General features: G+C 52.6%; 10 protein-coding genes. 2 read left to right on the top strand and 8 right to left on the bottom strand.

Going from position 1 to position 15,306, the window contains the following annotated elements; genetic code table 11:
• Positions 1-30: 30 nt before the first annotated feature.
• The 5 genes from W01_RS12355 to W01_RS12335 form a co-directional block, all read right to left on the bottom strand.
• Positions 31-696, bottom strand: a complete 666-nt coding sequence (locus W01_RS12355) for a hypothetical protein (protein ID WP_173055142.1) — start codon at positions 694-696, stop codon at positions 31-33.
• 92 nt (positions 697-788) lie between these two features.
• Positions 789-1,187: a hypothetical protein gene (locus W01_RS13950; protein WP_198421288.1), complete on the bottom strand. Its 399-nt coding sequence runs from the start codon at positions 1,185-1,187 to the stop codon at positions 789-791.
• Positions 1,188-1,725: 538 nt separating this feature from the next.
• Positions 1,726-4,263 carry a [protein-PII] uridylyltransferase gene (locus tag W01_RS12345; protein ID WP_242006963.1) on the bottom strand — a complete coding sequence of 846 codons (2,538 nt, stop codon included), beginning with the start codon at positions 4,261-4,263 and terminating at the stop codon, positions 1,726-1,728.
• 11 nt (positions 4,264-4,274) lie between these two features.
• Positions 4,275-5,066, bottom strand: coding sequence for a type I methionyl aminopeptidase (map, locus tag W01_RS12340; protein WP_173055140.1), 792 nt, complete (start codon positions 5,064-5,066; stop codon positions 4,275-4,277).
• A gap of 306 nt (positions 5,067-5,372) precedes the next feature.
• Entirely contained in the window at positions 5,373-6,749 is a 1,377-nt protein-coding gene (locus W01_RS12335; protein ID WP_173055964.1) for a DEAD/DEAH box helicase, read from the bottom strand.
• Positions 6,750-7,147: 398 nt separating this feature from the next.
• Here W01_RS12335 and typA point away from each other — a divergent pair, with 398 nt between their 5' ends.
• Positions 7,148-8,953 carry a translational GTPase TypA gene (gene typA, locus W01_RS12330; protein WP_173055137.1) on the top strand — a complete coding sequence of 602 codons (1,806 nt, stop codon included), beginning with the start codon at positions 7,148-7,150 and terminating at the stop codon, positions 8,951-8,953.
• Between the two features lie 124 nt (positions 8,954-9,077).
• Here the strand turns inward: typA and W01_RS12325 are convergent, their stop codons facing one another.
• On the bottom strand, positions 9,078-9,230 hold the full coding sequence (locus W01_RS12325; RefSeq protein ID WP_173055135.1) for a hypothetical protein: 153 nt from the start codon (positions 9,228-9,230) through the stop codon (positions 9,078-9,080).
• 92 nt (positions 9,231-9,322) lie between these two features.
• Here W01_RS12325 and W01_RS12320 point away from each other — a divergent pair, with 92 nt between their 5' ends.
• Entirely contained in the window at positions 9,323-9,535 is a 213-nt protein-coding gene (locus tag W01_RS12320; protein ID WP_173055133.1) for a type II toxin-antitoxin system HicB family antitoxin, read from the top strand.
• A gap of 120 nt (positions 9,536-9,655) precedes the next feature.
• Here W01_RS12320 and W01_RS12315 read toward each other — a convergent pair whose 3' ends face one another.
• Positions 9,656-14,368 (bottom strand): RHS repeat-associated core domain-containing protein, encoded by a 4,713-nt coding sequence (locus W01_RS12315; protein WP_242007088.1) that lies wholly within the window; start codon positions 14,366-14,368, stop codon positions 9,656-9,658.
• Between the two features lie 121 nt (positions 14,369-14,489).
• A complete protein-coding gene (locus W01_RS12310) occupies positions 14,490-15,293 on the bottom strand; it encodes a hypothetical protein (protein ID WP_173055129.1) in 804 nt (267 codons plus the stop codon).
• Positions 15,294-15,306 lie beyond the last annotated feature (13 nt).

Here is a 15,306-nt window from a genome sequence, read left to right as displayed (position 1 = left end):
CCCTCGAACAACAGCAAGCAACAACATAACTTAATCGATCAATTCGATCGTCAGGTTATCCGCCCACAGCGTTCCACCATCTTCCAGCATGACGCCTACTATCAGAGAATAGGCAGAAGGCGGGATTTTGAGTTCGATAGTGTACTGCTTCCAGTCTTGCGTGCCTTTCACACGGGCATTCTGCATGAAATTCCAAGCCAGGATTTGACCACTTCCGTCATCTGCACGGAGGATGAGTGCGCCGCCAGCTCCGCTGATGTCCACGCCTCTAAGCGATCCAGAAAGCCGTACTGTCTTGTTGTACCATGAAGGATGGACGCCGATCGATTGCTGGAGTAAACCATAAGGCTCAGAGCCATGGCGCCTGATTCGCGCACTACTCGGGATGGAAAGCGCATTTTCCGAATCGGCCACAAAGGTATAGGAATTGCCTGAACCATGCTCAATCTCTACCCAAGCACTCATCTTGCCTAGCTTGTCAGGATTGAACGAAGGGTTTTTTAAGCTGATTACCGCATCGGGAGCTGGGCGTCTGGCTTGGCGACGTACGAATAGAGATGGCAGGGCAGCAGGAGGTACTGCAACTTGCGTCACAGCAGATGTGGCTGGTGCTGACGGAGTATCTGCGCTGAGAGCATGGTTTGTATAGCCGGCGAGCAGCAGTACAACCAACAAATGGGATATTGAGTTATTCATAAATTTACAAAGATAAAGTGGTGCGCAATTATAGTTTGTAGACATGGGTAGGGGTAAGCAGAAATCGTAATTTCGATAGACAAATTGTCAAGTTAACCTCCAACCTGCTGACGCTTATACTCCTTGCGTTTCATATCTAAATATTCGTTCTGCTCCAGCTTATGTAGCTGGAGTGGGTAACCCTCAGTGGACGCAAACCAGTCCCGCAGGCGCTTTTCCAGTTGTTGCTGAGGTGGCGCGGATAAAGCGCCGAGATAAGCATTTATTGCCAAAAAATAGCACACGGTGTTGCGTTCCAGTGCGCCACGTATACCGCGGACATGGAGGGGCTTGCCGTCCGGCAGCTTTTTAATGACGGTGAATCCTACCTTGTCGCTTCCCAACGTCTTCAGGTAGGCCTGCATTACAAGCTTTGCGGTAAAGCCATAGGCATACGAATATGATAGATGGATAAATGTCCCACCCTCTTTTAGAGGAATTGCTTCCAGCATGAAGCGCTAATTTTTAGTGCCGAATGGACCTTTATCTGCGTCCAGAAAAACCTGGAGGTAATCCGACGATGTGGAACCAACCCGATATTCGAATTCTAATCGGGGGGCAATACTCAGCGGCTGCTCATTTTTCCTGCCGATATATACCGTGAGGTTGCTGCCTGGTTTGTCACCCGATTCGCGACAGTATTTAACATTGAGATGCAGAATCAGGATGTCGCAACCAATGGGTTGCTCCCTTAAGCGCTGTACTTACCGTCGCAAAGGGATAATCCATGAGTGCATAGATGTCGCCCTTTAAGTCCGTTGAAGTCTGACTGGAATCCAGATTAAGCGGTAATTGGAACTGGTTGTGGCTGAGTGTCTCCTGCAATGCCAGGTATTTTGAGCGGAGAGATGTTGCTGAATTCGTGTCAGAGATATCGGCATGAGCAATTCCTGAACCTGCACTTATTAAAGCAAGCGAGAAAAAGATGTATCACTTGCCACGGCCGTTTTCTTGGTCTTTCTCTCATATTACGTATTCTCCGCATAGCGTTTAAGAAATTTGTCGTAACAGTTCTTCGCGTAGCGCTGTAATTGTCTGCGGTTGAATTAACGCTGCGCTGGCTATATGGAAGGAGTCCTCGGCGCGTGCACCAAGCGTATTGATTTTGGCGCTACGTATTGCTATGCCATGCCGCGCCAGCACATGTGCGATACGCGCCAACAAACCGGGGCGGTCGCCGGCAATAATGGAAAGCAGATAATTGCCTTTTTCATCTGACGTTATATTGACTTCAGATGCGATGGGAAAATGTTTGAGCTGGCGGGATATTCTCGCGGATTTTGGTACAGCGGGTTCATCGGCAGTGGCTATCTCACGTGATAATTCATACTCTATGTAATTCATTACATCGCGATATGCTGGCTTGCTATTGCCTGCATCCATTGCCAGAAAGCTATCCAGCGCATAACCGTGCTGAGTGGTATGGATCTTTGCTTCCATGATGTTGTAATTCAATCGCTCAAAAAAACCGCAGATGCGCGCAAAAATATAAGGCTGGTCGGGGCTATAGACCATCAACTGAATGCCTTCCCCGAGGGGGCTTAGACGTGTCTTGACGATGGCTGTATCGCTATTGACTTGATGTGCCAGCAGGCGAGTGTGCCAGGCAATTTCCTGCGGTTCGTGGCGCAGAAAATACTCTGGGTCTAATTGCGCCCAGAGTGTTTCATGTATTTCAGAATCAATCGCATACAAGCTTAGTATTTCGAGTGTGCGGGTGCGGATTTCACCGACCTGATCGGCAATTTTACCGTCAACCATATAGCGGCGCGTTGCCCAGAACAGATCTTCGAGTAATTTGCCCTTCCAGGCATTCCACACTTTTGGGCTGGTGCCACGAATATCGGCTACAGTGAGCAGGTACAACGCTACTAGATAACGATCATTTTTTACTTTTGCTGCAAAGGCCGCGATCACATCCTGGTCGGACAAATCTTGTTTTTGTGCGGTGGTGGACATGGTTAGATGATGCTCGACCAGCCATACCACCAGTTCAGTATCTTCTTGCGTCAGCCCGTGTTGTTTGCAGAAGCGTGCCGCGTCCGCACATCCCAATATTGAATGGTCGCCGCCGCGCCCCTTGGCGATGTCGTGGAACAGCCCGGCGATATACAACATCTCGACGCGCGCGAAATCCTTGATGAGCTTATTACACAAGGGGTATTCATGCGCGTGTTCTGCCAAGGTTAGGCGACGCAGATTGCGCACCACCATCAGGATGTGTTCGTCTACAGTGTATACATGAAACAGATCGTGCTGCATTTGCCCGACGATGCGACCAAACGCAGGCAGGTAGCGACCCAGAATGTCATTTTGATTCATACGTCGCAGCGCATGGGTTAGGCCGTGTGGCTGGCGCAGGATAGCCATGAACAATGCACGATTGTGTGAATCGCGTCGAAATGCAGCGTCTATCTTATGACGTGCCCGCCACAGAGCACGTAAAGTGGGGGCGGAAAATCCGCTCAGGTGTGGATGTTGTTCCAGTAACAGGAAACTTTCCATAATGGCAGATGGTTCGCGTTCAAACAGAGCTTCATCACGTGCTTCGAGCAAATCATCACGCGTTATGAAGCGGGCATTTAGTGGATGTACTGTGCTCGCTTCGGGAAACAGGTGTGTATGCAAGTTTTGTAATAGCACGTCATTAAGTTGTAGTACCGCTTGTTTAGTGCGGTAGTAGCGCTGCATCATGTGTTCGCTGGCACGACGTGCACCTGTAACAGCGATGTGCATTTGTTTCGCCAGTTCAGTCTGATAATCGAATAGCAGGCGATCTTCACGCCGCCCGGCCAAATAATGCAGGCGAATGCGCAGGTTTTGTAGCAGCGCTTCATGACGCGCGATGGCGCGTGCCTCAGGCTCGGTAATCATGCCCGCCTTGGCCAGCTCACGCCAGGTGTCGCCCAAATTACAGGCGCGGCTAATCCACAACACGGTCTGCAAATCGCGCAGGCCACCCGGGCTTTCTTTCAAATGGGGTTCTAAGTTGTAGTCCGCGTCGATGAAGCGAGCGTGGCGCCGCTGTTGTTCATTTTGCTTGGCAAGGTAGAAAGCACGATGATCAAGGTGTTGTGTCAGCGTGCTGACCATTTCCTCAAACAGTTGGGGTGCGCCAATAATTAAACGTGCTTCTAATAGATTGGTCTGTACCGTAATATCGATCGATTCCTCTACGCATTGTGCAACGGTACGAATACTGTGACCGACTTCCAAGCCAATGTCCCACAGCAGGCCAACCAGTTCCTGCAAATGTTGTTGCAATGCTGGATCCGGTTCCTCCGGCAACAATATGAGCAGGTCAATGTCAGACTTGGGATATAACTCGCTACGCCCATAGCCACCCACACCTATGAGCGTCAGATTTGACGGCATGACGAGAAATTGCCATGCCGCGCGTAAATGCTCATCTACCAGCTTGGCGTGGGCATGCAGCAGGCGGGCAGGCTGCGCGTGGCGTTCATAATCCTGTTGCAGGAATAATCGTGCAGCACGCAAGCTCTGACGGATTTCAGTGGCGCTTTGCACGGCGTATTTAATTAAGGTGGCGGAGGCGGAGATCCAGCAGAAACAGTCAACACTTCAAAGCCAGATTCAGTTACCAAAATGGTGTGTTCCCACTGAGCCGACAAACTGTGATCCTTGGTCACGATAGTCCAACCATCGCCGAGTTGAGTGATACCCGCCTTGCCTGCATTAATCATCGGTTCAATGGTGAAGACCATACCCGCTTCGAGTTTCAACCCACTTTTAGGCTTACCATAGTGCAACACCTGTGGCTCTTCGTGAAATACCCTACCGATGCCGTGGCCGCAGAATTCGCGTACCACACTATAGCCCAGCACTTCAACGAAACTCTGAATGGCGTGACCGATATCGCCCAAATATGCGCCGGGTTTAACCACACGGATGCCTCGCCACATCGCCTGATAAGTAATTTCGCATAACCGTTTTGCCTGAATGGATGTTTCGCCGACATGGAACATGCGGCTGGTATCGCCGTGATAGGCTTGTTTGATGGTGGTGACGTCAATGTTCAGGATATCGCCGTTCTTGAGTTTTTTTTCACCCGGCACACCATGGCATACCTGATGGTTGATTGAGGTACAAATGGATTTTGGATAGGGTGTATGCCCTGGTGGCGCGTAATTGAGCGGCGCCGGAATACATTGTTGAATATTCACCATGTAATCATGGCAAAGGCGATCAATTTCGCCAGTAGTAATGCCAGCTTGTATAAATGGTGTGATGTAGTCCAGCACTTCGCTAGCCAAGCGGCCTGCGACGCGCATTTTTTCTATTTCCTGAGGATTCTTGATACTGACGGGCATAATTGCTTAGATTTTAAGAATAAACGGTGGCAAGCATAGTGGATAGCGACTGCCAGCACAACAGCACACCTCTAAAAATTCAGCTATCCAAGCAATCTGCCGCACAGCCTGTCTAGTTAGACGATTAAATTCCGAGCTATTGCAATACGAAACTGAAGCAAGCAGCAGATGCTCACAAATTCTTTCACCCTCGGTATTTGAACAAATTCTGAATTTTAAAGGCGCCCAACAGTACGATTACCCGCAAAAACAAAAAAGGCACGCCTCGGCATGCCTTTTTGCTTTTAGCGAAAAATCGTTTAATGCTTAACGGTTACCGCTGTTGTGATTACGTCCAGAGAAGCTGCTTGTCGGACGACGTTCTTGGCCAGCAGGACTCGTGTTGCCGGTGTTCCCATTGCGCCGAGGTGCATTGTCACCAAAACGATTGTGCGATTGACCTTCCCGTCGAACGCCATCAGGATGACCATGACGACTGTCAGGGGAAGTATGACGTCCGAATCCGCCGGGCTTTCCACGCGTGTTAGAAGGCTGTGAACGCGGTTTGAATTTAGGTTCCAGACCGGCAACGATATGAGCGGTTATGCTCTGTCCGGTGTAGCGTTCGATCTTTTGCAGGTTTCCGGCATCGCGGTTGGATGCAAACGATACTGCGATACCGGAAGATCCGGCGCGACCGGTGCGGCCAATCCGGTGTACATAGTCTTCGGCGGCCTTGGGCAGATCGAAATTGATTACGTGAGAAATACCCGGAACGTCAATACCACGTGCGGCCACATCAGTCGCCACCAAAATACGCACTTGACCACGGCGCAAGTTAACCAAAGTGCGATTGCGTTCGCGCTGGTTCATATCACCATGTAGCGCGGCGGCGGAATGTCCTTGGGACAGCAGTTTATCAGCCAAAGCATCAGCATCGCGCTTGGTAGCGGTGAATACCAATGCCTGGTTCAAGTCCGTATCACGCAGTAAGTGATCCAGCAAACGCCCCTTGTGTGCCATGTCGTCCACATACATTAGGCGTTGTTCGATGTTTTCGTGACGTGCCTGCGTAGCTGCAACGCTTATGCGCTTTGGATTCGTAAGCAACCGTTTTGCCAGGTTACCAATTACACCATCCAGTGTGGCCGAGAATAGCAGCGTTTGGCGTGTGTTCGGGGTGGCTGCGGCGATGCGCTCCACGTCATCAATGAAACCCATATCCAGCATACGGTCGGCTTCGTCCAGCACCAACATTTCGAGACGCGAGAAGTCAATACGGCCACGCTCGATGTGATCAATCAAACGGCCTGGAGTAGCCACCAGAATATCTACTGGGCTGGATAGCAGTTTGTTTTGTAGCGGGTAAGGCATGCCACCGAGAATGCTCACTACTTTCAGGCGCATGTTCTTGCCGTATTTAGTGGCGGCGTCTGAAACCTGTTGCGCCAATTCGCGCGTCGGAGTCAGCACCAGCACGCGCGGACCCTTGCTACGCACGGCAGCAGGTTCGGCGATGCGGTGTAACGCTGGCAGTATGAAAGCAGCAGTTTTGCCGGTACCCGTCTGGGCAGACGCCATCAGATCGTGGCCCGCCATCACTTCGGGAATAGCTTCGGCTTGAATGGGCGAGGGTACGGTATAGCCGGATTCTTCTACAGCACTGAGGATTAAGGGATTCAATCCCAGAGAGGCAAAGGTAATAACTTTAATAGGTGCAGCTGTGTTTTCAATAGGCACGATTGTTCCTTAATTAATGATTAAATCAAAGCGCATGCGTGGCTAAAGCCACACAATAAAATTTAGTAGGGAGATCATAGACTCTACCAGCGCAAAACATCGTCGCTAACCGGTAAAAGCAAGACGCGTCAGAGACGCCAGAGGTCAGAAAACGATGAGCCAACGCTGCACGAATTTCGCAGCGAGGGGCGCATTATACACAACTAAGCAACAATAGCCAGAAAATAAATCTGGATATGCCTTGGTAGCTGAAAAATAGGCTGCAATAATTTTTATTCAAATAGTAGTTTGGAATGAATTCCAATATTTAGAGGTGTCCTTATGCTAGAATGCGCGCCCTTTATCTAGCTTAGGTCGTAAACATGTCGCGCGCACTCCGTAATATCGCCATCATTGCCCACGTTGATCATGGCAAAACCACCATGGTGGACAAGCTGCTCTCCCAGACGGCCACTTTCGCCGCGCACCAGCATATCACTGAGCGCGTGATGGACAGTAACGATATCGAGAAGGAACGAGGCATCACCATTCTGGCAAAAAACTGCGCAGTGGAATATGAAGGCGTACATATCAACATCGTGGACACGCCAGGACACGCCGACTTTGGCGGTGAGGTGGAACGCGTTCTGTCAATGGTGGACGGCGTGTTGTTACTGGTAGATGCGGTAGAAGGTCCAATGCCGCAAACCCGTTTTGTTACGCGCAAAGCGCTGGCACTGGGTTTGCGTCCTATCGTAGTAATTAACAAGGTTGACCGTCCCGGTGCGCGACCAGAATGGGTAGTGGATCACACTTTCGACCTGTTCGATAAGCTTGGCGCAACCGACGCACAAATGGATTTTCCGATAGTCTACGCCTCGGCGTTGAATGGTTACGCGACATTGGATTTGGCGAATCCGAGCACAGATATGCGCCCATTGTTCGATACCATATTAAAGCATGTGCCGGCGCCGGTTGGCGATATGGACGGACCGCTGCAATTCCAAATTTCTGCACTGGATTATTCCAGCTTTGTTGGACGCATCGGTGTTGGACGCGTTTCGCGGGGGCGAATTAAGCCCGGTCAAGAAGTTATGGTACTGAATGGCGATAAACCGTCGAAGAAAGCGCGGGTCAATCAGGTCCTGGGCTTCCGCGGTATCGAGCGAGTACAAATGGAAGAAGCGGGCGTTGGCGACATCATTCTGGTCAACGGTATCGAAGATATCGGTATTGGCGTTACCTTGGCCGACATTAACCAGCCCGAAGCTTTACCCATGCCTAAAGTGGATGAGCCTACGTTAACTATGACCTTCCAAGTGAACAACTCCCCTTTGGCTGGACAAGAAGGCAAGTTCGTCACTAGCCGCCAGATTAAAGATCGTTTGACTAAAGAATTGTTGGTCAATGTGGCACTGCGTGTGGAAGACACCGGTGAGACAGATTCTTTCCTGGTGTCGGGACGTGGCGAATTGCACTTGACCATTCTGCTGGAAAATATGCGTCGAGAAGGCTTCGAATTAGCAGTATCTAAACCGCGCGTAGTGTTTCGTGAAGTTAACGGTGAAAAATGTGAGCCGTATGAAATGCTCTCTGTGGACGTTGATGAGACAAACCAGGGTGCAGTGATGGAAGAATTGGGTCGTCGGCGCGGCGATTTACAGGATATGCAGTCGGATGGAAGAGGCCGCGTGCGTTTGGAATATCGTATTCCGGCACGCAGCTTGATCGGTTTCCAAGGTGATTTTATGACCATGACCCGTGGCACCGGCCTTATTTCGCACGTATTCGACGACTACGGCCCGGTCAAGCCGGATATGCCAGGTCGCCATAACGGAGTACTGATTTCTCAAGACAATGGCGAAGCCGTGGCCTATGCCTTATGGAAATTAGAAGATCGTGGCCGCATGTTCGTCAGCCCCGGAGATAAATTGTATGAAGGCATGGTCATTGGCATACACAGTCGCGATAACGACCTTGTGGTTAATCCGATTAAAGGCAAACAACTGACTAATGTGCGTTCCTCCGGCACGGATGAAGCAGTGCGCTTGACCACGCCAATTCAGCTGACGCTGGAATCTGCTGTTGAGTTTATTGATGACGACGAGCTGGTGGAAATCACGCCGCTGTCCATACGTGTGCGTAAGCGTCATCTTACTGAACAAGATCGTAAGCGTGCCTCCCGCTAGCCTTACTGTGTCATAAATATAACCATAAACTTGACCAATTGCAGTGAGAACAATGGCCGAGAATTCTTGCGAGTGCCACGCTCAAGCGCAGTCGCAACATCGTGATCGAGTCCGCCACGTAACGTTACGTCCGCTGCGCTTCCTCGATAGACGTAATCTTTGGGAACGACAGAAACTTGGCAGGAATGACGTTTTTTGTACTGTTGGCATTGTTGCCGACGTTGACTTGCTGCGCCATTATTGATCCGGCACCGTTTATCCAAGAAGTCGTTCGCATTGAGCTTGTCGAAATGTGAATGGCTTCTTATGCTTCGACAAGCTCAGCACGAACGGCAGTCAAGTTCAATTCGTGCCGGATCAAAATAACATATGCGTTACGCAATCGTTGTCGAAAAAACAGAAAATAACTACTCAGCCTACGTCCCAGATTTACCTGGCTGCGTCGCGACTGGTTTCACCGTCGAAGAAATTGAGCGTGAAATTCGTGAAGCAATTGAATGTCACATCGAAGGTCTTATTGAAGATGGCTTACCCATTCCACAGCCGACAAGCATCGTTGAATATCTTGAAATCGCAACCTGACTCTGCATTCGAGCGGGGCGCGTCAAAAACCGCGCGCCACTCAATTCAAGCGTTGAACGCGTGCTTCGGAGGCTTTTTTCGTAGCGAGCCGCGATCACCTGAAAGAACGGGTTGGCCTGTTCAGCAATTGGGGCAGTGCATCTTTATGTTACAGTTGACCAAGCCCTCACCGGTCTTCTTGCACTCCCAGTACCCCCCGTCCCAAGCGAGGAAACCAACGAAAAGGGTTAAGCCGCCAAAAAACGCTCGGGTATATCCAGGCACGCACTCGCAGGAGAATTTATATTCGAACTTCACGCACTCGCAGCACCCTAGTTCGACTTCTTCGCTTTCCCCCTCCTTGTGCTTCGTGGACACGCCGATCTTCGACGAAAGCTTGGCGCCCTTGCCCCCCAATTCGGATCCAATTTCGGTGCTGACCTCCACCTCCGTCTCGTGTGTATAGGTCTTCTTGAGCTTGGATTTGGTGCAGTTCCATAGGTCATTCCCAAATGCTGAGGTAGCGACCTTCGTTCCGAAGAAACTATACGGACACCCCACGGCCATCCCCGTGGGATCGAGCCAGTTGCTGGGATTGCTCCGTACGAATTCATAAAGGTTCATTCCATTTCCATAGCCAAGCGGGTCTCTCTGCAAAAACCGTCCATTCACTGTGTCGTAGTATCGAGCCCGATAGAAGTAAATGCCGGTCTCCTCATCAAGCTGCCGTCCGGTGAACATCCACGGGTTGCCGGTTGTGCTGTGCGGCGTGCCCCATGGGTTGGGCGCTACCGCTGCGCCGACGCCATTGAATATTGCAGGTAGACCGTAGACGTCGTAGGCGTAGCGCTCCACCACATTAGCTGCACTGTCTGTCACCGCCTCCACCGACCACAGGCTGTTCTGATGGTAGTAGTAGGTTTGGCCGGCACGATCCATCGTCAGAATCTCGTCCACATAGTTGCCGTAGACGTAGGTCGTCTGTGTTAGGCCGGCGGCGCTCTGCTCCTCGACAATCCTCGCATCGTCGTAGAAGTAGCGGGTCTCGGTGGGAGTGGGCGGCCCGAGTGCCGGATCGGCGATCTTCTTCACCCGCCGGGAGAGCGCATCATACTGATACTGCCCCACCAGTTTACTGTCTGACTTGCGCGTCACTGCAGTGAGCCGGTTCTCCTCGTCGTAGGCATAGTTATACAGTGTGTCCTCGCTCGTGTTGCCGTTGAAATCTGAGACGACAGGTGCGCCGTTGATGGCAGTGATCTCATTCACCGCGTTGTGGGTGCGGATCTCGGGGATCGCGTCCTTGGTCTTGATTTTCCAGTTACCGACGCCATCGAGCGTGTACTGCGTCTGGGTGGTCGGCACGGGAACTGTCGAGCCCGCGAGCGTGCCGACCTTGTAGTCGATCAGCCGGTAGATCTTATCATACTGGTAGGCCTCCGAGCGGGTGTCCGAGCCGGAGGTATCCGTAAGCTTGTTCTCGAAGTGCTTGTTGCCTTCATTGTCGAAGGCGTGGGTGAAACCGGCGATTCGGGTTAAGTCGGCTTTGACGTGATCCAGACTCGTGATCCAGTTGTTAGCGTTGTAGCTGTAACTTGCTGTGGTTCCGTTGCGGTAGGCGCGGGAAACTACCCGATCGCCCAAGTCATAGCTGTATTGCACGATCGGCGGCGGCGAGCCCGCATCGTCGATCTTGTCCAGCCGGCTGCGCGGGTCGGTGGCTTCGGTGATCGATCGCCCGCCCGGATAGGTCACAGTGCGTGTGCGCCCAGGAATGTTGTAGGCGTAATTGAGCGTCTTGCCGTTTTGAACTGTGGTGGTGACCCGGTTAGCGCCATCGTAGATATAGGTGACCAACCAGCTGCCGCGCTCGGCGCTCAGCAGCCGCCCCGAAAGGTCATAACTCATGTTGTCATCGACGCTTGTCGGATAGTCGCGCTGGGTGAGGAAGTACAGATCGCTGTAGTCGTAGCTGGTCACCTGCCCCTTCTGGTCGGTGCGGGTTTTGAGATTGCCCACACGATCATAGGTAAAGGTTCGCATGCGAGTGTCCGCGTAGGTTTCCTTGATCAGACGGTTGATATTGTCATAGTCATAAGAGGTGACTTGTGGCGGGTCGACAGGGTCTTCAGTGTCATTGAACGCGTTGATTTTCTTCAGATTGCCTACGCCGTCGTACTCGTAGGTAGTGACGAATGGCTGGGCATCGGTCGTCTGCGTGCGCCGGTTGATATCATCGTAGACATAGGTCGTGGCGTTACCCTCGCGGTCGGTGAGCTTCAGCAGGTTGCCGACTGCGTCGTAGTCGTAATGCGTGCTTTTACCCAGCGCGTCGGTCACATTGGTAATTCGATAGATCGTGTCATAGGTGTTCGTGGTGCCGTTGCCGTTGCCGTCCTTCTGCGTGAGGCGGTTGCCCACCGCGTCGTAGGTATAGGTGGCAACAAGACCAACCGAGTCGCCCACTTGGGTTAGGCGATCGAGCGCATCGTAGGTGTTGGTCGTGACGTTCAGATTCGGCGCAGTGACGGTCTTGACGTTACTGTTCTGATCGTAAGTCGTGCTAGTTGTATCGCCGGCAGCGTTAACCAGCTTCACCGGGCGGTTCAATGCATCGTAGACGTAGCTCGTCACATTGCCGTTGGGCTCGGTCATTGTGAGCTGGTTGCTTTGTGCGTCGTAGCTGTAGCGCGTCACCGCGTCATCACTGTCGATGGCATCGGCAACGTCGGTCTGCTTGCGATTCTGGATGATAAGCCGGTCAAGACCGTCGTACTTGAAGTAGGTCACCTTGCCTTCGGCGTCAATCTGCTTGGTTATGAGACTTGACCCCCTGGTTGGGCCGGAGCATCCAAGGCAACCTCCTACCATGTCGTAGAACATCTGCGTGATGTTCATCTCGGCATCGGTCTTTTTCACCATCCTGTTCAGCGCGTCGTACTGGTAGCTCGTGGTATGACCGTTGGCGTCGGTCTCGGTAAGCCGATTGCCAACTCCGTCGTAGGTCATCGTCGTCATGTTGCCGATCGCATCGATCGTCTTGACCAGGCGATTCTGGACATCATATTCAAACGTTGTGGTGTGGTTGTTCTTGTCGGTAGCAGAGAGGCGGTTGTCGTTGCCGTCGTAGGTGTATTTCATCGTTTGACCGAGCGGCGCATTGACGGTCTTGAGCGCATCCGTGGTCTTGACAAAGCGCTGGCGCAGGTCATATTGATAGATCGTACTATTGTCGTTGCGGTCAATCACCTCCACGCGGTTGCCCTGACCGTCGTAGAAAAAACTGGTGTCGGCCTGCAGCGGATCGCCAACGGGTCGGATCTCGTTTACCAGGCGATTCAATCCATCATACTGGTAGCTCGTGGTGAAGCCGCGCGCGTTGGTGCGCGAGATCATGTTGCCCACCGCATCGTAGGTCATCGTCGTGACGTTGCCCACCGCGTCGGTCACCTTGGTGCGCTGGCCGACGGCGTCGTACTGGTAAGTCGTGACATTGCCGTTCTTGTCCTTCTCGGTCAACACATTGCCGTGAGAGTCGTAGCTCCATTCACGCGTGCCGACTAACGGGTCGGTCTCCTTGATGCGGTTGCCGCTGGCGTCGTACTGATAGACCGAGGTGCGGCCGTTGGCGTCGGTCATGCTGGTCATCATATTGAATACTGGCTCGTAGGTGTAGCTCGTGACGAAGCCCAGATGGTCGGTGCGCTTCTTCAGGTTTCCTTGAGAATCGTATAGGTAACTCGTGGTGTGGTTGTTGGCGTCGGTCATGCTTGCCACTTGCAGGGTCGCCGCATCGTAAATGTAGCTGGTGATGGCGCCGTCCGGGGCAGTGAGCTTGGTGATATAGCCGTTCTTGTCGTACTGATAGCGCCACACGTTGCCACGCCCATCGGTCTTGCTGGTAGTCGATGGCACATACTGGCGCAACAGATTCATGGCGAGTACTGTCTCGTCGGTGGCCCAGTTGTTGATGTTGGTCATCGACAGAACCGGATTACCGCCCCTGTCGGTTATCTTTACCGGCTTTTGCGCGCCGTTGTATTGATAGGTAAAGACCCTGCCATCCTTGTCTACCTTGCGAATAACTTGCGCCAGCGAGTTGTAGGTGTATTTCACCGACTTGTTCTCGGGGTCGGTGATCTGCACAAGCGTTCCGGCCGAATAGGTGAAGCGCGTGATACGTCCCAGAGGATCGGTTACCTGCGTGAGGAGATTGCCGGTGTAGCTAAACGTGAGGCTCTGCCCATAGGTGTCGGTGACCTGTGTGAGTTTGCCAGCGATATAGGTGAATGCCGTGATATTGTTGTTGCGGTCGGTGATGCTGATCAATCGCCACACCGGCCCTTCAACCAAGAACGGCGTGCCGGGCACTTGTGCGAATAGGTAGGTGGTACCTTCCTTTTGCCGCAGGGTAAATGAGCCGTTTGGATTCTTCACCAGCGTCTCGAAGTAACCCGGGGTAACCGTATACTTACCCCCCACACCCAGCGCGTACTTGGTTACCCGCCCATCGGAACCCAGCCTGAACATATGTCCACGCTGAGAAAACAGGAGCGTGTTGTAGCTGTGCGTCCAGCCGTAGCCCATCACCGTGTTACTGCGCGACTGCGAGCCGTCAGCCTGCTTGCTGTTATAGGCAGCACTGAAATTCAGCGTGGGACCAAAGGCGCTGCTGACTGTTGCGCCGCCGTTGTAGCTGTCGCCGAGGTTGCCTTCGGTATACGAGGAATTACAGCCGCAGGAGGGGACGTTAGGTGCCGGACACGCGGCGCAGCCGCAGGTCGCGCACTGATTGGGCGGCTCGCCACCAATATAGTGTGCCTCGACACCCGCCGACCCAAACAGAATAAGCATCAACAACCAAAGACTGCTCAAGAATCGTATCGACTTAACCATAACAACACCTCCAGATTTTAGCTCTATGCGCTTACAGGCGAAGCAACAACATTACTCTTGTGGGCCAGGCATCATGCCTCTAGCTGAGCAGGCCCGGGCGACGTCTTGTCGCCGCCAGTGCTACTAACCCAGTTATTAGCAACAGGCCGACGGGCGGCTCGGGAATTCTTCCGCGTGGGTCGTTTTCGGCTTCCAGCAGCAAAAAATGCGACAACGGCGAGCCGTCAAGGTCAAAAGCGGCGAGCGTCACAGTGTTCGAGAGATGCGTCGAAAACGATTGCGTATCTGAATCGCCAGGCCCGATACTTAGAAAGTTGTTCTGGAACAATATTGGAGTGCCATCGACTTCAAGGGTGAACACCGTTTGCGTTTGCGCAAACATCCCGAAGGCATCGGTCATAACGTTGAGCAGGCCGGAGATATCGATCGCGAACTGGACATCCACGTTGGGGCCGCCACCGCTGAGAGTGAAAGAATTGAACAGCGTACTACGGCTTTTGCCAAATGCCGCCGCCGCTCCGGGGCCGGGAAGGTTGACGTCCGATTGCGCCGAACCGGAAACGAGGAAGTCAGACGGGGCATTCGGCGCACTGGCAGTGCCTGTCGCGCTCGCCCAGGTTACCGCCCCTGACGCGCTGACTGTGCCGGGAGAGCTTCCCGGCGTAAAATTCTCGTCGATCTGGCTGAGGCTGTTGTCCGCATGGGCGAAGGTTTCGAAAAACCAAGACCCATCAAGCGAAATCCCTCCCGCCGTAGGAGTGATCGACAAATTCTTGAACTCCAGCATGCTGTTGGCTATCGCCGTTGCGCTGGTCTGTAATGGCGCGCCCAGCAGGCAGGTGGCAACGAATACAACAATAACTGGGAAGCGTTTCGACATCATGGGTAATCCTCCT

This window comes from Candidatus Nitrotoga sp. AM1P (assembly GCF_013168275.1).
Lineage (GTDB): Bacteria > Pseudomonadota > Gammaproteobacteria > Burkholderiales > Gallionellaceae > Nitrotoga.
The sequence above is the reverse complement of the archived record's forward strand: the minus strand, read 5'-3'. Positions and strand labels throughout refer to the sequence as shown.

Coding starts and splice junctions, on each gene's coding strand:
- W01_RS13950 (WP_198421288.1), bottom strand. CDS start 1,187: ATGCTGGAAGCAATTCCTCTAAAAGAGGGTGGGACATTTATCCATCTA.
- W01_RS12315 (WP_242007088.1), bottom strand. CDS start 14,368: ATGCTTATTCTGTTTGGGTCGGCGGGTGTCGAGGCACACTATATTGGT.
- W01_RS12320 (WP_173055133.1), top strand. CDS start 9,323: ATGCGTTACGCAATCGTTGTCGAAAAAACAGAAAATAACTACTCAGCC.
- W01_RS12310 (WP_173055129.1), bottom strand. CDS start 15,293: ATGATGTCGAAACGCTTCCCAGTTATTGTTGTATTCGTTGCCACCTGC.
- map (WP_173055140.1), bottom strand. CDS start 5,066: ATGCCCGTCAGTATCAAGAATCCTCAGGAAATAGAAAAAATGCGCGTC.
- W01_RS12325 (WP_173055135.1), bottom strand. CDS start 9,230: ATGCGAACGACTTCTTGGATAAACGGTGCCGGATCAATAATGGCGCAG.
- W01_RS12355 (WP_173055142.1), bottom strand. CDS start 696: ATGAATAACTCAATATCCCATTTGTTGGTTGTACTGCTGCTCGCCGGC.
- typA (WP_173055137.1), top strand. CDS start 7,148: ATGTCGCGCGCACTCCGTAATATCGCCATCATTGCCCACGTTGATCAT.